Genomic DNA, 18,371 nt, shown 5'->3' with positions numbered 1-18,371 from the left:
AAATACCTGTTTAGGGGTATAGCTAGTGAGTACTTTCGGCCTATAATCACCGACGACGGTTCTCCGAGCTTGCCTGCCTAAGTCGAAAGATATGGAGGTGTAGCCGTGGTAATAATGCCACCGGGGTGGGATAAGAAATGCTCTCACCTCCCACACTTGGAAAGGTGATCATGTCTCAATTACAAGACAGCTTTGGTCGAAAATTTCACTATTTACGGATGTCAGTCACTGACGTTTGTAACTTCAAATGCAGTTACTGCCTCCCTGATGGTTATCATCCAGAAGGTAAACCAAAATTCTTATCTCTCAATGAGATAGAAAACTTGGTCTCCGCATTTAGCCAAGTCGGCACCCAAAAAATCCGCATTACAGGCGGTGAACCTACCCTGCGTAAAGACTTTACCGACATCATTCGTGTCGTCGCTGATAACCCGCGCATTCATACTATTGCGACGACGACTAATGGATATCGACTCGAAAAGCATGCCAAAGAATGGTTCGATGCTGGCTTGCGTCGTATCAATGTGTCCGTGGATAGTTTAGATCCCAAAATGTTTTACCAGATCACCGGCGAAAATAAGTTTGATGAAGTGATGCGGGGGATTGATGCCGCCTTGTCGGCAGGTTTCGAGCGAGTAAAAATCAACGCCGTACTGCTTAAAGGTTTAAACGATAAAGATTTGCCACGTTTTTTACACTGGATTAAACACACGCCAATCGACCTGCGTTTTATTGAGCTGATGGAAACGGGTCTTGGTCGTGAGTATTTTGAAGCACATCATCTAGCGGGCGCTGACATCAAAGCGCAGTTACTGGCAGATGGCTGGCAATTAGATACGCCAAGCGCCTCCGATGGTCCAGCCCAAAATTTCAGCCGCAGCGATTATCAGGGCCGTATCGGCTTGATCATGCCCTATGCCAATAATTTTTGTGCTACCTGTAACCGTTTACGGGTATCTGCTAAGGGTAAATTGCACTTGTGCCTCTTTACGGAATCCGGTGTCGATTTACGTGATCTGCTACAGCATTCTAACCAGCAAGCGGAATTAATTGAGCGTCTGCACGGTCAATTAGCCCAGAAGAAAGAAACCCATTACTTGCATCAAGGCATCACAGGTGTCACTCAGCATCTTGCCTCTATTGGCGGCTAGACCTGATTTTAGGTCAGTTGCCATAGCCAATTTAGCGCGAGTATAAGCTCAATTTCCCTTGTACCCTGTTTTGACCTCAATTAAAGGATCGCTCCGATGAGCAATGTATTTACCCATATTAATGCCGATGGCAATGCCCATATGGTCGATGTAACTGAAAAAGCCGTTACCGAGCGCGAAGCCCGTGCAGAAGCTTTTATCGAGATGGCGAGCACGACACTCGAGATGATCATGAGTGGTAGCCACCACAAGGGTGATGTGTTTGCGACCGCGCGTATTGCGGGCATTCAAGCTGCGAAAAAAACCTCAGACCTTATCCCTCTCTGCCATCCGCTAATGCTAACGAAAGTTGAAGTTGATTTAGAGGCACAACCTGAACATAACCGCGTGCGTATTACTAGCCTGTGCAAGTTATCCGGCAAAACGGGCGTAGAGATGGAAGCGTTAACTGCGGCTTCAGTGGCGGCGTTAACTATCTATGACATGTGCAAGGCCGTGCAAAAAGATATGGTGATCTCCCAAGTCCGTCTGTTGGAAAAGCGTGGCGGCAAGTCGGGACATTTTAAGGTTTAGCGGATCAAAAACGAGAGAAGACTATGATTAACGTGTTGTTTTTTGCTCAAGTTCGAGAATTGTTGGGCACAGCTAAATTAAGTCTAGAGGCGAGCGAGCAGACACAAACTGCCGAAGCATTACGGGCAACGCTGGCGGCAACCGACGACAAATGGGCTAAAGTATTAACCTCTGACAAATTGCTGGTGGCGGTAAATCAGACCATTAGCCAATGGGATACACCTGTAAACGATGGTGATGAAGTCGCCTTTTTCCCACCGGTTACAGGAGGTTAATATGCGTTTATTAGCCGCAGTTCGAGTGCAAGAGGTCGATTTTAGTGTTTCTGACGAATATCGCCTGCTAGCTCAAGATGATAGCGATGGTGCCGTAGTCACTTTTGTCGGCAAAGTGCGTGATTTTAACGATGGTGCCGCGGTGACAGACCTAACCTTAGAGCACTATCCTGGCATGACCGAAGCCGTGCTAGAACAAATCGTTGCCGAGGCGCGTAGCCGTTGGCCGCTCAATAAAGTGACGGTTATTCACCGTGTCGGTACTATGGCTCTGGGTGAGCAGATTGTGTTTATCGGCGTAACCAGCGCCCATCGCAAGGCCGCTTTTGCTGCTTGTGAATTCTTAATCGACTTTTTAAAAACCAAAGCGCCATTCTGGAAATTAGAAGCGGGCGAGCAAGGTAAAAGTTGGGTTGAAGCGAAAGATGCCGATGAACAAGCGGCTAAGCTATGGCAACACAAAGACTAGTCGCGTGGCAGAGATACTCGTAGTCGCAACGCAGCTTGCCAGTTTAAGTCCCGCGCGAATATTGCACTAAGGTGACCCAATGCAGAGTTTGACCCGTTTCTTCCATACCTGTGTTTTTGCATTACTCTGGTGCTTGGCGGTCGCGCCATCTAGCAGTCGAGCGGCGGATAATACAGCGATTCCCGCAATTGCCGCTGCCTCAGATTTACGTTTTGCCCTCGATGATATTAGCCAAAAATTTACCAATGAAACTGGGCTAAAAGTAAAAATATCCTATGGGTCATCGGGCAATTTTGCTACTCAAATCCAAAACGGTGCGCCCTATGAATTATTTTTATCTGCGGATGAAAAATATATTCAGCAATTGCATAGTGCTGGCGTTGCCCGCGATGCCGGCGTTCTTTATGCCCAAGGGCAACTCGCTATTGTTGTACCTAAAACAGGTCGTTTGTCCGTTGATCCTGAACTTAAGGGGTTAGCCGACGCACTCGCTGCAGGAAAAATTACCCGTTTTGCTATTGCTAATCCTGATCACGCTCCCTATGGCGAAAAGGCCAAAGAAGCATTGCAGTTTGTGCAGTTGTGGGATGCGATTCAACCTAAATTGATCCTCGGGGAAAATGTGTCCCAAGCAGGGCAGTTTGCGATTAGTGGTTCAACCCAGGGCGGGATTATTGCGCTCTCTTTAGCTATGTCTCCTACTTTTGCCAAACATAGCGATTACGCCATAGTGCCAGCAAAAATGCATAGTCCACTGTTTCAGCGTATGGCATTAATGGCCAAGGCGGGTGAAACAGCTCAGCATTTTTACGATTATTTAAGAGCCGATAGTGCTCGTCGTGTTTTGGCCGATTATGGTTTTTCATTGCCAGAGCAACCATGATGGATTGGCAGGCACTTTGGTTATCGGTCAAGCTGAGTGGCATCACAGTTTTAGTGTTGATTCCTTTAGCTATTTTGGCTGGACGGGCATTAGCCTATCGTCAATTTGTCGGCAAATCTTGGGTCGAGGCGCTGATCATGGTGCCCTTAGTATTGCCGCCAACTGTGATTGGTTATTACTTGCTGGTGGGGCTTGGCAGTCAAAGTTGGCTCGGACAATGGATTGAGCAAGTCATGGGTCAGCAACTCGTGTTTCACTTTTCAGGTCTGGTTATCGCCTCCGTTTTAGTCAATATTCCCTTCGCTGTGCAGCCGATACAACGCGCCTTTGAAACTGTACCTAATGATGTTCGCGACGCAGCCGCTTGTTGCGGCATGAGTCGACTTAAAATTCTACTTAAAATTGAATTGCCTATGGTGTGGCCGGGTGTGCTAACGGCATTAGTTCTGTGCTTCTCCCATGTGCTTGGGGAGTTTGGCGTTGTGCTGATGATGGGCGGCAATATTGCTGGCGAGACCAAGACGATTTCGATTGCAATTTATGACAGTGTGCAATCATTCGATTTTAATGCCGCTGGCACTATGTCATTAGTCTTATTGCTGTTTGCCGTGACGGCGTTAGCACTAACAACCAGTCTATCGCGGCGTTTAGGAGGTCAGCGTGGCGCAAATCATCGCTGATCTGCAGTGTCAGATCCAAAATCATAAACACATTAAACTCAACGCCGATTTTCGCTGTAAAGCGGGTGAAGTACTTGCTGTGGTCGGGCCGTCTGGCGGTGGAAAAACCACGCTGCTACGGATGATCGCTGGGTTAAATCATCCCGATACGGGACAAATCCACTTTGGCGATCGGCCTTGGTTTGATGATAAAGCGCGTATCGCCTTAAGCCCGCAGCAACGCCATATCGGTTATATGCCGCAGCATTTTGGCTTATTTCCGAATCTCACTGCCTTAGAAAACGTAGTCGCTGGACTTGACCATATCCCCAAATCGGAGCGCATACCGCGCGCGAAAGATTGGCTCGAACGGGTCAATCTACAGGGATTACCCGATAGATTACCGGCGCATTTATCGGGCGGCCAACGCCAGCGCGTTGCGCTTGCCAGAGCGCTTGCCCGTGAACCGTCGGTTTTGTTGCTGGATGAGCCTTTTTCTGCGGTGGACAGGGAAACTCGCGAGCGTTTATACCTTGAGCTTGCGCGCCTCAAAGAGCAGTTACTCTGCCCAGTGATTATGGTCACCCATGACTTAAATGAAGCCTTGCTGCTGGCTGATTCGATGATTTTGATCAGCCAAGGCAAGATGCTGCAGCAAGGTGCACCTTTCGAGGTATTGTCGCGGCCACGAAATGAAGCTGTGGCTAGGCAGATGGGGCTAAGAAATATTTTTGATGGTGAAGTGGTATTTCAAGACTGCACTAAAAATCTCACTTGGCTTAAATTTGGCGAGCAGCTTATTGCCTGCGACTATGGCAAAGATCGCCCTGTGGGAAGTCGAGTCCGTTGGGTTATCCCCAATCAAGGTATTCGTTTTAATTCGATTTCCAAAGGGCGTTTATGCCGCAGTTTTAATAAATTAGATGTCACGATCGACGCTATGCTGGTGATGGGCGAATCTGTTCGGCTTATCTGCTACGTCACTGGCACCCCATTACAACTTAACACTGAAGTCTCGCTGCATTTTGCCCAAAAGCTTGCTCTTACTAAGGGGATGCAAACTACGGTGGCACTCAAATCCGAACAAATTCATATTTTGGAATAGCGTGATATCGTAATTTAATAACGTTTTATACCGAGTAATCCAATCCAAAATGTCCCTTCCAATAGCATGCCTAAGATGATGAACACCAATGCACTGGTGGCGCTGCCATAGGCATAAGTGCTTAATGCTGCTATTAATAACAAGCTTAAGCTTATCCATCGTATGACTGGTTTCATTTTCGCTCCGATTTAAAAATACCGTTACCTGACGCTAAGTTATCTGACTTTAGTCGAGGGAGATTTATTTGCCAATTCCACTTTGTAATGACACAGATAGACTAAAATACCCGCTAAAATTCAATCCTCTTGATTCTAAATGGCGAAATTGAGGGTTATCACTGAAAATGTCATGTTTAAAAATCCTCAGATGATCAAAGCTTAATCTTGTTTCCATCGGTGTTTAAGCTGGTATTAGGTAGACTTAACACATTAGCCACAAAATGATTTAGTGTTTGGCTTATCAACGATGTAGGTGCTGTTGACGTTGGATTTCAGATCAATTGATGGCCGAACCAGAGTTAACGCTGACACAGTGTGATTCGATATCCAGTGGTAAATTGTGAGGGATTAGCTTGGAATTGTATACAGGCGCAATAGGTCCATCGACTTCTAACTGATTGTCTCATAAGATACAAACTTAGCTGATTTAAATGGAGGGGCCATGAGACTATGGTTGCTAGGATTCATGTTGGTATCTGGTGTCGCAACGGCGGCTCAGAGCATGTATTCGATGTTTGCGGGTGGAGACTATGTACCGCCGTTGAGCGTTATGCAGCAGATTGAAAAAGGGTTCTCCGGTGTGATTGCCGAATTTCATATGGAAGAGCAAGAGGGTGAATTAGTCTATCAATTTGAGTTGATTAATCCTTTAGCAAACTCTATAACGCGGTTTGAATATCGTGCCCGTGATGGTAAGTTACTGAAACAAAAGGCGAGTAAAGTAAGCGCCGATGATCTGGGTGAGGTTGAGGCAACGCGTATGATCGCGGCAAAAGATCAAACCTTTTCAGGTCTAATCATTAAGGCCACTAAAGATCATAAAGCCTTCTTAACCGAAGCAAAATTAGACCACGACTTAGGTATCAGTTACTTAGAACTTAAGCTGCTAGACGATACGGGTAAGTTTAAGTTGGCCTTTGATGTCGAAAATTTACGACCGTTACCTTTACTCAAGTGGGATTGAAATATCTAAGTCAATCGAGTGCTCACACGAGTGCTTAAGATTGAGGAGCGCAACATACAGATGAAAATACTTTTAGTTGAAGATGATGCGACGACGATTGATTACATCGTCAAAGGATTTCTTGAGCAGGGCCACAATATCGAAACAGCGAGCGATGGCCATCAAGGCCTGTCACTTGCGACGAGTAGTCAGTACGATCTCGTGATCCTCGACCGCATGTTACCTCAGCTCGATGGCTTAAAATTGCTGGCTGCCTTAAGGGCAACGGGTAATCAAACACCAGTGCTGATTTTATCCGCTTTAGCGCACGTCGATGAGCGAGTAAAAGGCTTGCGGGCAGGTGGCGACGACTATATGACTAAGCCGTTTGCTTTCTCCGAGTTATTAGTCCGCGCTGAAAAACTGATGCACCGTGGCCAATCTGTGCCTGTGACAACTGATCTCGTTGTTGGTGGTTTGAAGATGGAGCTACTGACCCGTAATGTCACTTTAGACGGGCAGGAGTTGATGCTACAGCCGAAAGAGTTTCAGTTACTTAAGTATTTGATGGAACATGCTAATCAAGTTATTAGCCGCACCTTATTGTTCGAAGCAGTGTGGGATTATCACTTTGACCCGCGCACGAACGTCATCGATGTGCATATCGCAAAATTACGCCGTAAATTTGAAGAGTTAGGCCATGGCGAGCTTATCGAAACCGTGAGGGGAGCGGGTTATCGCTTACGACAAAGGCATTAAGCCTTACCAAAGCAGCGCCTGGCGCATCACAATCGTTTTTTCGACCTTAGTGATAGTGATCATCGGGGCGTTGCTATTTGCCCTCTATCGGCAGTTGATTATTGAGCAGCAGTATCAAGTGACTCAATATTTAGAGTCAGAGACCCAACGTTATCAGCAACTTGCCCTAACGGTTGATCGCCGTAGTTTTGCCGCTCAAATCCGCGCCGCCGATCCACAAACGGCCCTGATCGCTTGGCGTAACAGCTACGATATGGTCGGTGCCTTGAGCTTTATGCCCGAAGGCATGCCCATGCTGCCGCAAACGCGGGATTTTCCTATCTTAACCGGTGGTCCAGATAAGCTGCATATTCTTACCGGCGGTCTGGTGATGACCCGCTACGGCCCAGTGTTGATTGCGACCCGTACCGATAACTTAGCGACGTTAATAGATAAGTTTATCAGTGCCGCCGCGACGGCTGTCATGCTTACCGTAGTGTTGACTTTAGCGCTCGGCTATCTGTTTTCTAAGGCTATTTTGCGGAGGTTAGTGCAATACAACCGTTTGAGTGAACAGATTGAACGTGGTCACTATGACACCCGCTTACCCTTGAGTTGGCGTCAGGATGAGTTCGATATGTTGGCGCTGCAGTTTAATAATGTGCTGGATATTCTCGAAAATAACCTGATGGCAGTGCGTGGTGCGACCGATAATATCGCCCATGATTTACGTACTCCACTGTCACATATCCGTATTGGTATTGAAGAGTTGGCGAGTAAGCCGAGCAATGAGATTAGCGAAGGTTGCGCCATTTTGACCGAGGAACTCGATCATTGTTTAGCGACGTTTGATGCCATGTTGTCGCTCACGCGTATCGAAGAAGGTCAGCAGATACTCGATTTGCAGGAGTTAAGCCTAGCGCAACTGTGTACCGACTTATTGGATATGGCCGATGCTGTGGCTGAATCTAACGAGCAAACCTTGAGTTTATCGTTACTGACAGATCATAAGGTTTTTGGTGATAAATACTTATTATTCCAAGCCTTATATAATCTTGTCGATAATGCGATGAAGTATTCTGGCCAAGGTGCGCGGATTGAGATTATTCAGTCAGGCCCACAAATTCAGATCCGCGATAATGGCCCTGGTATTCCAGACGAGAGTAAAGAAAGAGTGTTCGAACGTTTAGTGCGCCTCGACCCTAGCCGGCATTTACAGGGTACTGGTTTAGGATTATCTATGGTCAAAGCGATTCTCTCACGGCACAATGCCAAAATTAATCTCACGGATAATCATCCTGGCTTAGTCGTCACTATTCAGTTTTAAGTCGATGATCCGCATTACAACGCCGAGTACTCCATGTATCGAATCATAGCCGATGAGGCTGATTTTATTGTTATTTCCAAATCAGCCAAAGTGCATTTCCACAGTCAGGATGGGACTGCAGGCGTGGTGGCGCAGGCTGAGCAAGATTTAGGGATTAAGCTTTTTGCCGTACATAGATTAGACACGCCCACCTCAGGTCTGTTGATTTTGGCTAAGAGCGCGGTCGCCGCCAAGCAATTTACTGAGCTGTTTACCGCCCATAAAGTGCAGAAATATTACCTCGCCCTCGCGAAAGGCAAGCCGAAGAAGAAGCAAGGCTGGGTGATTGGTGACATGGCAAAGTCGCGTCGTAGCATGTTTAAGTTACTGCGGACTAAAGAGAATCCAGCGATTACGCAGTTTTTCTCCTTGAGTGTTGGCGAGGGATTGCGTTTATATTTGCTTAAACCCCACTCAGGTAAAACCCATCAATTAAGAGTTGCCTTGGCGAGCTTAGGTGTACCCATTTTAGGGGATGATTTATACGGCGGAGAGGCCGCGGATCGGTGTTATCTGCATGCCTATTGTCTGCATTTTCGCTATGGTGATGACGTGACAGGTTGGCATGATTACGCTTATCGGGATTTGCCGACTCAAGGTGAGTATTTTGGCGCTGAAGGTGTCACTGAGGCGCTAGTTTTATGGCGTGAGCCCGATACTTTGGCTTGGCCAGCGAAAGGGGATTAATCTTTGCAGCGTTATGTTGCGAAAGCCTAGCAAGCTTGGCAAATACGGTCTCGGCCTTCAGATTTTGCGCGGTACATAGCTTGGTCTGCTTGAATGAGTAGTTTGTCAGGTTGGCATCCTTGATAAATCGTGGCGTAACCTAAACTGGCATGGATTTTAATCGTAACACCTTGCCAGATAAATGAATTGTCCTTAAGTACTTGATGTAATTTCTCGGCGACGACTCTGGCCGCGGGTGCATCAGTCGCGGGTAAAATCACCAGAAACTCCTCTCCACCGTGACGACATAGGGCGTCATTTTCTCGCAATACCGATCCAAATAGTCTCGCCGCCGTCAGCAGGGCGAGATCGCCCGCATCGTGCCCGTATTGATCGTTGATATCTTTAAAATGATCAAGATCCAATAAAATCATACTGTAAGGTACTTTATCCCGCAGCCAGCGTTGATGGATATTGTTTAAAAACTTATGCATAGCACGGCGATTCCACAGGCCTGTGAGTTGGTCCCGCTCCGCTAACATGCGGATTTTACTGACAAGCCGAGTCATGGCATTACCTATCATCACGATATTGATCAATAGGGCCAGAAAGACATAGAACCAAAGCACAGGTATGGCTTCTTGTGTGTGCATGGCGATAAACATCGGACTTTCTTCGGGAGAGAGTAAGGCGATAAAGATACGAATGATAAAAATACCCACCATGGCGACTAAAGGCATAACCATAGCGATGGCGACTCGATTACCCGTATCGCGTTTGATGGCAAGATAGTTATCTCGAGTTAACATGGCGAAAATGAGCGCGGCGCAGGCTGAGAATGCGATGGCCAAAATGCGTTCGGAGCTGAAATTAGGTGGAACCAAGAGCATCACACCAGCGGTGAGTGCTAAAAGAATAAGATCCGATTTTACGCTGGGCTTGAGTCTAAAAAGCGCCTTTGTTCCCCAACGCGCTAGAATGAATCCAAACAAAATCGCCATATCCGAGCAGAACCAAAAAAAGTAACTGGAGCCTTCGGTGCGTTGGCTGTTGAGTATGATGCCAAGGAGGACGAACAAGTTCGCCAGAGAAAAGCGCATACTGGCTTGAGTGGCAATTTTTAACGGTTGTGCAATGAGTCCCCATGCGACGGCAGCCGTGCTAGTCAGCAGGCAAATAAACTTGATGAGTAATAAGGCTTGGGGATCAAATATCATTCTTTTACTTCATATTTTTCTTTAACTATAGATGCTTTTAGGGATTTTCGGTTGGAGTTTACTGGATATCTTAGTCTACTCTGGACAGATAATGGGTTGAATATCCTTTTTCATTTTAGGGAATGGTAAGGGCCTTCATTTAGGCTGCGGCTGGGATTATTTACGCCTTGCAAACTAAAAGGTTTGCAAATTCTGAGTCTTCCTGCGAAGTTAGATCTTGTTGATTTGCCTACAATCTCCGTTTTGAGGATGTTCTGTTATGGATACAAATAAACTACTTTTAGTCATTATTGCGATTTTATTGCCGCCAGTTGCTGTATTTTTGAAGGCGGGAGCGGGTAAAGATCTGCTAATAAACATAGTGTTATGTTTACTGTTCTGGTTCCCTGGTTTATTACACGCACTCTGGGTCGTGACCAAGGCATAATTTGCTTACTTCCACACAATAAAAAAGCGCAATGTAATTGCGCTTTTTTATGTTTCAAAATGGGCCTTTCACTTAGAAAGGCAAGGTGTAGCCTATTGTTGCAGTACGTCCCATCCCTTTGAAATAACGATCATTTGTACCCATGGTTTGTGAGTAATAATTGAAATAATCCTTATTAAATAGATTTTGCAAACCTAGGCTCAGGGTGCCAGTGTAAAGCGGCATTGAGAAGGAAGCATCGACTGTCGTGTAGCCATCAAACTCTGCATACTTGTTGCCCGCCGCGTTTTTAAAATCGCGGTCCATGTAGTAATTGGCTTGAACGCGGGTCGATATTTCATTATCGAAGCTATGGGTCCAGAACAGGTTGATACGGTTTGGCGAAATATTTGCACCATCGAGATCGGTATCGACTTGGCTATCACCATTTGAATCGTATTCGCCCTGCTGGAAGGCGATATTCATGCCGAGATCATCATTGCTGGTAATGTAGGCGGTGACATTGGCTTCAATACCATCGATCACACTCTTTTCGCGCTTCACGTCGTAGAAACCATCACTATTTAAGGCCAAACGTGAGCCAAAATCAGTGGCGGAACGATAGTAAGCTAGCTTGGCGCTTAAGTATTTACCTTGGTAATCGGCGCCGACTTCAACGTTATCTGTGACTATCGGCGTGAGCGCCAGTGAGCCATCTATGCTGGGATTGTCGCCGGGGAAGCTTTTACCATCACGCAGAATTCGGCCGATATCCGGCATGCCAAAACCTTGGTTATAACTGGTATAAACGCGAATGTCAGGAGTGATTTTATAAGAGATACCGACGTTAAATAAGGTTTCATCGAAGGTGGCTGAACCGCCCGCAATTTGCTTATTGCCTGCACCCCATAGGGTTTTGTAGTCATCGACACTTAACTCGGCATGTTCGTAACGAACACCGGTCGATAAGGTTAAATTTTCAATTAAGTCATAATCTAACTGCAAGTATGGCGCAACGTTGTCATAGGTACTTTCGGGAACCCATGAAAAGCCAGTTTTTACTAAATCTTGCTCAGTGGTGTCGCGGAAAAGGTCGACACCGTAGGCCGCATCAATTCCTGAACCAGCAATATCCTTAGCGATTAAGGCGCTTTTTAAACCCCATTTAACCGAAGAGTTACGCGATTGCTCGTAGTACAAGCTTTCACCTTTACTGCCAACACCGCATTGGATGACTTGGTCGCTGCCTTCGAAGGATGGATCGTAGAAGCTATCGAAACAGCCACCGCCATAAACCGCTTTAAAATCTTGATTAAAGAGTTGCAGGCTAAGTTGCTGGCCACCAATATTGGCGTGGGTGTAAGTCAAACTTGTGGTAGTCACTTGGTTGTTGGCGGCTTCCCATGGCTGAGTTTCTTTAACTGCACCTGTGGGGACACCATTGGGCTTGTCACCTGCAACGGGCATCCAATCGCCATTGTTGTCTGCATTGTAATGGTTAACCATTAATTCAAGGCGAGACTCATCGAAGTTATGGCCAAGCTTGATGAAGAAGTCTTTGCTTTGACTGTCCATCGACTCGCCTTGAGTCGTGTCGACACCCACTACGTTATGGTTAGCATCGTAATAGACGCCATTATTGCGGTAGCTAACCGAACCTATCATGTCGATAAATTCTGACTCGCCAGAAAACGCATAGCTAGCACCAAAGCTTAAGCCATTGGATTTCATTGAATCAGGCACTGTGACATCGAAACTAGCAACTTGTTCGCTGTCGCCTGTTGGCTTTTTAGTGATGTAGTTGATGATGCCGCCTTGGGCACCGAGACCGTGCATTGCATTGGCGCCGTGAATGATTTCGATGCGCTCAATCATGGCAGGATCTATGGTTTGTCCTTCTCTACCACCACTGCGAAGTGGGTTCGATTGAGGCACGCCGTCGATCATAATCAATGGCGGACGACCTCGCAGGGTTTCACCTGTGTTACTCATCTTCTGGCGGCTCGGTGAAAAGCTAGGCGCTAAGTTACCGATAATAGTCGATAAATCTTTAGTGGTGCGGAACTGTTCTTCTAATTGGGCGCGGTCGATGATAGTGACAGTATTGGGGATCGAGCTGGGAGATTTATCCATTCGACTCGCGGTGACAGTGATTTTTTCTATGTCTTTATTTTTGTTGCTTGGACTGTTCTCTGTGGCATCTTGGGCCGTAGCGGATTGGGTTAACGCTGCTAATACGGCTAAAGCAACAAACGAGGTTTTGAATGTCATATAACTTCCTGCTAAGGGCGAATGAGTTTGTTACACCGGCTCCCTTGGCATAGGTTAATATTCCATTAAATTGTATTGCAAATGATAACGATTTTTATTATTCGCGATTTTAGGGGAGGAATTACAGCTTGTCTAGTCACGCCATACAGGAAATTGCATGATTTGACGACAGTATGAATAAATTGCGACACAGCACTCGGTATCGAGAGGTTTTACCGTAAAGGACATACATATAGTGCGAGTTTATGTCGGTAAGGCATTACCTTGTTTGGCATTTGTCTTTGATTTAGGATACCTATATTTTAGTCGCAGGTTTGATTATTTGATTGGGCTACGCGTTTGCCTTAGTGCTTTCGATTGTCTGGCGTGTTGATGGAAGGCTATAATCGCGCCCCTTTATACCGTATCTCGCATTGGTACTCTGATGAACCGTAAAAAGAAGATTAATCAAACCTTGAAGAGCAAGGCAAAAAAGGCCAATGCCAAACTGCAATCTAGCAATAAACCTAAATATATTGCGAAGGCAGAGAGAGAAGCATTAGCTGCGGCAGTTGAGCATGAAATCCCATCAAAAACCGCAGAACCTCAGCTTGATATTGGACTGCCAATAAGCTGATTAAAGTAAGTCGTTAAGCCTATAGTGCAGTTAAATACTCGATAGGGTTTTGATAAAAGGCCTTTTTATAACCTTGGGTTGAAGTATCCATCAGCCAAGGTTTAGGCAATAAGCTCAAAATGGAATAGTGCAAATGGGGCGGTTTACCTTGTGCATTGCCCGTATCGCCGACAGTGCCCAAAGTGTCACCTTGGTAGGCAATCAATCCTGTGGCTGATTCAATTTGTGCTAAATGGGCAAAGTAATGAATTTGCCATTTAGGACCTAAACCAACCACTACATTTCCTCCTTTGAAGAAGTCACCTCGATACAAGAGCAGCATAGGCGTTGGCGCAATCACTGCGGTGTTTTTGGCGGCGAAAATATCTATCCCCTTGTGAACGCCCGATGGACCCCAAGGTTCATACCAAAAGGTTTGGCTGTTCCAATCTTTACTGCTGGCACCTTTTACTGGGATCGCGGGTGACTCAGGGATCAGGTAACCACCAAGTAGCAGTAACGTCAGTGCTAATCCAACATATTTCAATTTCATTTTTTTATCCTGCATTAAGTGTTTGCGTACCTTAAGTTTTAATGAAACTCGCTAAATTCCCGCCAACTTTCAGGATATTGCAAGCGCTCGGCTTCTGAAAGCGATAGCCAATAGGAGCGCCAAAAATAGCTGCACCAAAAGTCGATATTACCTTGAAGACTGCCGAGGGTATCGGGATCGATATTAGGAAAGCTTTCCCATGGATTGGGCGGGGCAGATTTGAATCTGATTAATGCTTCTAGCAAGGGTTTGTCATTGGTCACTAAGGTTATGCACACACCCGCAAAATCGTCATATTGGTTCAGTAATACGCAGGTCGCTTGGGTTGGATGTTCGATAAAACCGTTAAAGTTGACCGTTTGCTCGGGCAATGTGTTAAAGCCTGCCTGGCTAAGTAAAGTGTTTAAGGCCTCTTTCCCTTGGTAAGTCAGCAAGCAATGCAATTGATAAGCAAAAATATCTTCTCTGTTCATAGGTACAACGAGTGGATAGGTTTGTATGATTGGTAAGCTGATATTGGGCATCTGGGCTTGATGAAAAACAGTGTGTAACTCAGTTTGTGGCCTAGATTGCTTGAGGCTATCGCTATTACGCGCAAGGCGTTGTTTAATCCAAGTTAATACTGACATTATTGTTATTTCTCAGTGAACCTTACTGGGGAATGGCGTATTTGCGGATTCTGCAATCGGGGATGCCGTGATTTCCGGGGCCTGCCATCTTAACCAACCTTTTACTCGAGGCGCATCAATATACCAGAGGCCGTTTTGTTGAATTAATGCCAACCGTTCGCGTGATGGGCCAAAGGGGCCGGGATTTTGCTGGGCAATTTCAATACTGCTATCGGTAATTGAGGCAATGATCGCAACGTGACCATAGGGGTTAAATATCCATGGAGAAAACACGAGTAGATCATCCTGCATAGGTTTGGTCTGACTCGCATTAGTGTATTGCTGCATAGCGCGTTTTTCATTCCACATGCCATCGCTTAACTTGTTATCAAAAAAGTCTCTAGCATGGCCTAAAGCGTCAGGCATTTTATGCTGGTAGTGTTGGTAAAAGTAGCGCTTAACAAATTCAACACATTGATATTGAATGCCTAAGTTATAACCATCTATAGATAGGTTACGTCCTGAATGGGTATTAACTCCTCCGTTATAATAGATATTAACCCCGTTTAGAGTGTCGATGACTTCTCCTACTTGATGGTGGGAATTAAAGTTAATCCGAGTTATCAGACTGTAGGCACAGTATACGAGCCCCATCAGTATCGCGAAAAAAGCTAATAGAATGGATAAGCGTCTAATCATCTTTAGTATGGCAAGCTAAAAAGAGTTGTTGAGTAAGATACTTATCTCACTTTCGGGCTGCGTATTTTATGTTCTGAAGAATATGGGCGTCTAGGGTATGGGTTTTATATTGGCACAGGTTAATACTTTTGTGTGATCTAAGGCTATCTAAAACAAAGGCCGCATTAGCGGCCTTTGTTATTTTGGCGGTTAGAGTAAAGCGGTTGCGAGTAGATAACCGACAGCCGATGCTGTCGCTACACCGATAAAGCCTGGAATGATAAAGCTGTGGTTAATTATGAGCTTACCTATTTTAGTCGTACCTGAACGGTCAAAGCCGATACAGGCCAGATCACTTGGATAGGTTGGTAGCACGAAATAACCGTAGCTTGCAGGGAGGAAGGCGATTAAGAGTTTTGGATCGACCCCTAAGGCGAGTCCCATAGGTGCGATTGCTGTGAGTGCTGCCGCTTGGCTATTAACAAGCTTAGAGATGAGAAACAGCACTAAGGCATAGGTCCAAGGCTGGCTTTGTACTACATGGGACAGGTTTTCCTGAAGTACATCCATATGGCTGATGAAGAAAGTATCACTCATCCAAGCCACACCAAATACTGAGAAAATTGCTACCATGCCCGCTTTAAAAACGGGACCGTTAGAGATGTTGGTCGGTTTGACTTTACAGGTCATCAGGATAAAAGCACCTGCAATTAACATCATCATCTGGATCACTAAGTTCATCGAGAGCAAGGTCGACTTACCTTTAACGTCAAAGGCGGGACGCAATTCACTAAATGAACCTAACAGTACCACAGCAGCGATAGCGGTGAAGAAAATCCCCGTTGCCCAGTAAGCTTCCTTCGGATATTTTTGATTTAACAGGGTTTCGCTTTTGTCATAGATAAAGGCTCTTTGGACTGGATCTTTAATGCGTTCTTGAAACTCTTCGTCTTTATCTAAATCTTTACCACGACGCAGACTCCAAAGTGCAGCAGCCATGACACCGCAAAGCGATGCTGGCACTGACACCATTAAAATTTCGAGCAGATTGTAAGCGCGGCCTACACCCTGTTGTGATGCCAGAATCGACACCATAGACACCACAGCTACCGACACGGGCGAAGCACAAATCGCCATTTGTGAAGCGACAGATGCCACCGCCATTGGGCGCTCTGGGCGAATATTTTTCTTCAGCGCGATATCGGAAATAATCGGGAACATGGTGTAAACCACATGGCCAGTACCGCAAAGGAAGGTCAGCGTCCACGTGGTCAGTGGTGCCAGAATCGTGATGTATTGTGGATGACGGCGCAGTAAGCGCTCGGCATACTGCATCATCACATCTAATCCACCCGCGGTTTGCAATACGGCTGCACAGCCAATGACTGCAAGTATGGTTAGCATAACTTGCACTGGCGGTTGTCCCGGCGCTAAACCGAAAACAAAAATCAGTAAAAATAAGCCAATACCGCTGATGAGGCCGAGTCCCATGCCGCCGTAGCGGGTACCTAGCAGTAGGCAGCTAAGCACTACTATAAATTCCATTAAAATCATCCGATTTACCTCTGCGGAACTACCGCTTAGCTATTAGTTGAGTGATGAGTGTCTTCAGGAACATTCTGCGGAGTAAAAGTGTTTGAAAAATTGCGCTGGCGCATGGTGTAAATAAAAAATGGCATTAGTTTTTTCGGAAATTTGACCTAACGCTAGAAACACGTGGCGATAAGTTGCATTCTGGTTACGAGTTTTACGGATTGGGCTAACGCTTTGAGCTCACTCCGTTTAAAAGAACGATAACAATACTCAAGGATAAGCCCGTGAAACCTGCCACCTTTAATACCGAAGCCTTTGATGATTGGATCCGCAGCCGCTTTGTGGAACTCAATTCCGAGCTAGAACAGCTTTACTACCAACAAACGGATCGGGCCAATGTGCTCGATATCGGCGCAGAAGCTAAGTTGGCGCTGGAGAGCGAAGGGCGAGAGTTGATTAAGACCTTGCTCGATGAGGGGAATACTGATGAAGGTTTCGACAGTGCCTTCGATTTACTCGGCAATGTGGGCTTGTATATGGCGGCCTGTCGGCGCCATGAAATTACCGAGCCCTCGCGGGAAACGACATCGCCATTAGCTGAGGCTTCTGCGCTCGCCATGCATATTGGCGCTTCAATAGGCGTCACGCCGCGCTTTGCCACCGCACATTTAACCACTCACAATCGTGCCCACAATGGCGTTTATAAGCGCTTTACCGATTTGCCCGCTGAAAAGTTGTTTGTGGATTACAACACTAAAGGCATTTTAGCCTATAAACGCGCCGCCGATGCGCTATTGAAGATCCAGCCTTTGGGCATTTCCCATCCCATCAGTCACGATTTACTGCGAGTCGCTAAACAGGCATTGCAAGATGTGATTGAGTCGAATACCCAATTATTTAATCGATTAGATACGGACCGTTTCTTTTACTGTGTTCGCCCTTACTACAAACCTTATCGGGTGGGCTCGGTCATTTATCGCGGCGCTAACGCCGGGGATTTTGCGGGGATTAATGTAACCGATTTAACGCTAGGTCTTTGTTTTGCAAACGAAGCCTCCTATTCACAAATGCTGGTGGACAAGTTTTTATACATGATGCCGGAGGATCAACAGATATTGCGCGAGTGCATGCGTCGGCCGAATTTGATGGATGATTTTCTACAGGCAAAAGACAGTGCAAACCAAACTTGGTATCAAGAAAATTTGCGACTCTTTATCGAAGTCTGCGAATTACATGGCGAGACTGCGATTCAGCATCATAATGAGTTAGTAACTAAATATATTGCAGAGCCTTCGACAAGTATGGAGCAGCAACATCTGGCTAAAGTTACCGCGAGTGGTCCGCCACTGCATGTGCTACTCGGCTCATTGGAGCGACTCAGAGACAGACGCGCCGCCGCTCAACGCAGCGATATTCGGACTCGTTATTGTGATATTAAAAAACTAAAAGAGAGTTTGAGATAAC

At 46.1% G+C, this 18,371-nt stretch carries 21 protein-coding genes and 1 riboswitch; of the genes, 14 read left to right on the top strand and 7 right to left on the bottom strand.

The annotated features are described in order from the left end of the window. Positions 1-49: 49 nt before the first annotated feature. Positions 50-183, top strand: a riboswitch (molybdenum cofactor riboswitch). The 7 genes from moaA (at position 171) to L5M37_RS18020 (ending at position 5,115) form a co-directional block, all read left to right on the top strand. Continuing rightward, complete coding sequence (gene moaA, locus L5M37_RS18050; RefSeq protein WP_105251082.1) at positions 171-1,151, top strand: GTP 3',8-cyclase MoaA; 981 nt, start codon at positions 171-173, stop codon at positions 1,149-1,151. It overlaps the preceding riboswitch by 13 nt. A 96-nt stretch (positions 1,152-1,247) precedes the next feature. Further along, positions 1,248-1,724 carry a cyclic pyranopterin monophosphate synthase MoaC gene (moaC, locus tag L5M37_RS18045; RefSeq protein WP_006079755.1) on the top strand — a complete coding sequence of 159 codons (477 nt, stop codon included), beginning with the start codon at positions 1,248-1,250 and terminating at the stop codon, positions 1,722-1,724. 23 nt (positions 1,725-1,747) lie between these two features. Then, entirely contained in the window at positions 1,748-1,999 is a 252-nt protein-coding gene (gene moaD, locus L5M37_RS18040; protein ID WP_006079756.1) for a molybdopterin synthase sulfur carrier subunit, read from the top strand. A gap of 1 nt (position 2,000) precedes the next feature. Then, on the top strand, positions 2,001-2,468 hold the full coding sequence (gene moaE / locus L5M37_RS18035; RefSeq protein WP_263186295.1) for a molybdopterin synthase catalytic subunit MoaE: 468 nt from the start codon (positions 2,001-2,003) through the stop codon (positions 2,466-2,468). 79 nt (positions 2,469-2,547) lie between these two features. Continuing rightward, entirely contained in the window at positions 2,548-3,351 is an 804-nt protein-coding gene (gene modA / locus L5M37_RS18030) for a molybdate ABC transporter substrate-binding protein (protein ID WP_131525125.1), read from the top strand. Next, positions 3,351-4,031: a molybdate ABC transporter permease subunit gene (modB, locus tag L5M37_RS18025; protein ID WP_105251087.1), complete on the top strand. Its 681-nt coding sequence runs from the start codon at positions 3,351-3,353 to the stop codon at positions 4,029-4,031. The genes modA and modB overlap by 1 nt, the downstream gene beginning before the upstream one ends. Then, complete coding sequence (locus L5M37_RS18020) at positions 4,012-5,115, top strand: ABC transporter ATP-binding protein (RefSeq protein ID WP_263201464.1); 1,104 nt, start codon at positions 4,012-4,014, stop codon at positions 5,113-5,115. Before modB ends, L5M37_RS18020 begins: the two co-directional genes overlap by 20 nt. Positions 5,116-5,129: 14 nt before the next feature. Here the strand turns inward: L5M37_RS18020 and L5M37_RS18015 are convergent, their stop codons facing one another. Beyond that, on the bottom strand, positions 5,130-5,291 hold the full coding sequence (locus L5M37_RS18015; RefSeq protein WP_263169703.1) for a hypothetical protein: 162 nt from the start codon (positions 5,289-5,291) through the stop codon (positions 5,130-5,132). Positions 5,292-5,775: 484 nt separating this feature from the next. On the opposite strand from L5M37_RS18015, the gene L5M37_RS18010 reads away from it, so the two are divergent. Genes L5M37_RS18010 through L5M37_RS17995 form a run of 4 tightly spaced genes read left to right on the top strand, consistent with a single transcriptional unit; the run spans position 5,776 to position 9,067 of the window. Beyond that, complete coding sequence (locus L5M37_RS18010) at positions 5,776-6,297, top strand: hypothetical protein (RefSeq protein WP_131524044.1); 522 nt, start codon at positions 5,776-5,778, stop codon at positions 6,295-6,297. A gap of 60 nt (positions 6,298-6,357) precedes the next feature. Further along, positions 6,358-7,035, top strand: coding sequence for a response regulator transcription factor (locus L5M37_RS18005; protein WP_006079763.1), 678 nt, complete (start codon positions 6,358-6,360; stop codon positions 7,033-7,035). Positions 7,036-7,084: 49 nt separating this feature from the next. Continuing rightward, the gene (locus L5M37_RS18000) at positions 7,085-8,341 is read left to right on the top strand and encodes a sensor histidine kinase (protein ID WP_263147843.1); all 1,257 of its coding nucleotides are present in this window, start codon (positions 7,085-7,087) and stop codon (positions 8,339-8,341) included. A 33-nt stretch (positions 8,342-8,374) separates the two neighbouring features. After that, the gene (locus L5M37_RS17995) at positions 8,375-9,067 is read left to right on the top strand and encodes a TIGR01621 family pseudouridine synthase (RefSeq protein ID WP_263201463.1); all 693 of its coding nucleotides are present in this window, start codon (positions 8,375-8,377) and stop codon (positions 9,065-9,067) included. Between the two features lie 26 nt (positions 9,068-9,093). On the opposite strand, the gene L5M37_RS17990 is transcribed toward L5M37_RS17995, so the two are convergent. Continuing rightward, positions 9,094-10,263, bottom strand: a complete 1,170-nt coding sequence (locus L5M37_RS17990; RefSeq protein ID WP_263201461.1) for a GGDEF domain-containing protein — start codon at positions 10,261-10,263, stop codon at positions 9,094-9,096. A gap of 259 nt (positions 10,264-10,522) precedes the next feature. Between L5M37_RS17990 and L5M37_RS17985 the strand changes: the two genes are divergently transcribed. Beyond that, positions 10,523-10,690 (top strand): YqaE/Pmp3 family membrane protein, encoded by a 168-nt coding sequence (locus tag L5M37_RS17985; protein WP_006079767.1) that lies wholly within the window; start codon positions 10,523-10,525, stop codon positions 10,688-10,690. 72 nt (positions 10,691-10,762) lie between these two features. Here the strand turns inward: L5M37_RS17985 and L5M37_RS17980 are convergent, their stop codons facing one another. After that, positions 10,763-12,940: a TonB-dependent receptor gene (locus L5M37_RS17980; protein ID WP_263201459.1), complete on the bottom strand. Its 2,178-nt coding sequence runs from the start codon at positions 12,938-12,940 to the stop codon at positions 10,763-10,765. Positions 12,941-13,364: 424 nt separating this feature from the next. Between L5M37_RS17980 and L5M37_RS17975 the strand changes: the two genes are divergently transcribed. After that, complete coding sequence (locus L5M37_RS17975; protein WP_219234725.1) at positions 13,365-13,556, top strand: DUF2986 domain-containing protein; 192 nt, start codon at positions 13,365-13,367, stop codon at positions 13,554-13,556. A 19-nt stretch (positions 13,557-13,575) separates the two neighbouring features. Here L5M37_RS17975 and L5M37_RS17970 read toward each other — a convergent pair whose 3' ends face one another. From L5M37_RS17970 to L5M37_RS17955, 4 genes are all read right to left on the bottom strand, one after another. Continuing rightward, positions 13,576-14,088, bottom strand: a complete 513-nt coding sequence (locus L5M37_RS17970; RefSeq protein ID WP_263164354.1) for a M23 family metallopeptidase — start codon at positions 14,086-14,088, stop codon at positions 13,576-13,578. A 38-nt stretch (positions 14,089-14,126) separates the two neighbouring features. Beyond that, on the bottom strand, positions 14,127-14,717 hold the full coding sequence (locus tag L5M37_RS17965) for a hypothetical protein (protein ID WP_263201458.1): 591 nt from the start codon (positions 14,715-14,717) through the stop codon (positions 14,127-14,129). Positions 14,718-14,729: 12 nt separating this feature from the next. Further along, complete coding sequence (locus L5M37_RS17960) at positions 14,730-15,350, bottom strand: CHAP domain-containing protein (protein WP_411569073.1); 621 nt, start codon at positions 15,348-15,350, stop codon at positions 14,730-14,732. Between the two features lie 234 nt (positions 15,351-15,584). Then, the gene (locus L5M37_RS17955) at positions 15,585-16,928 is read right to left on the bottom strand and encodes an anaerobic C4-dicarboxylate transporter (protein WP_263201455.1); all 1,344 of its coding nucleotides are present in this window, start codon (positions 16,926-16,928) and stop codon (positions 15,585-15,587) included. A 263-nt stretch (positions 16,929-17,191) separates the two neighbouring features. On the opposite strand from L5M37_RS17955, the gene L5M37_RS17950 reads away from it, so the two are divergent. Continuing rightward, positions 17,192-18,370 carry a PrnB family protein gene (locus L5M37_RS17950; RefSeq protein WP_263140808.1) on the top strand — a complete coding sequence of 393 codons (1,179 nt, stop codon included), beginning with the start codon at positions 17,192-17,194 and terminating at the stop codon, positions 18,368-18,370. Position 18,371: the final 1 nt, after the last annotated feature.

It is taken from the genome of Shewanella sp. SM69 (assembly GCF_025653985.1).
Taxonomy (GTDB): Bacteria; Pseudomonadota; Gammaproteobacteria; order Enterobacterales; family Shewanellaceae; genus Shewanella; species Shewanella oncorhynchi.
Note: the sequence above shows the minus strand (reverse complement) of the source record. Positions and strands in the feature narration are given on the sequence as shown.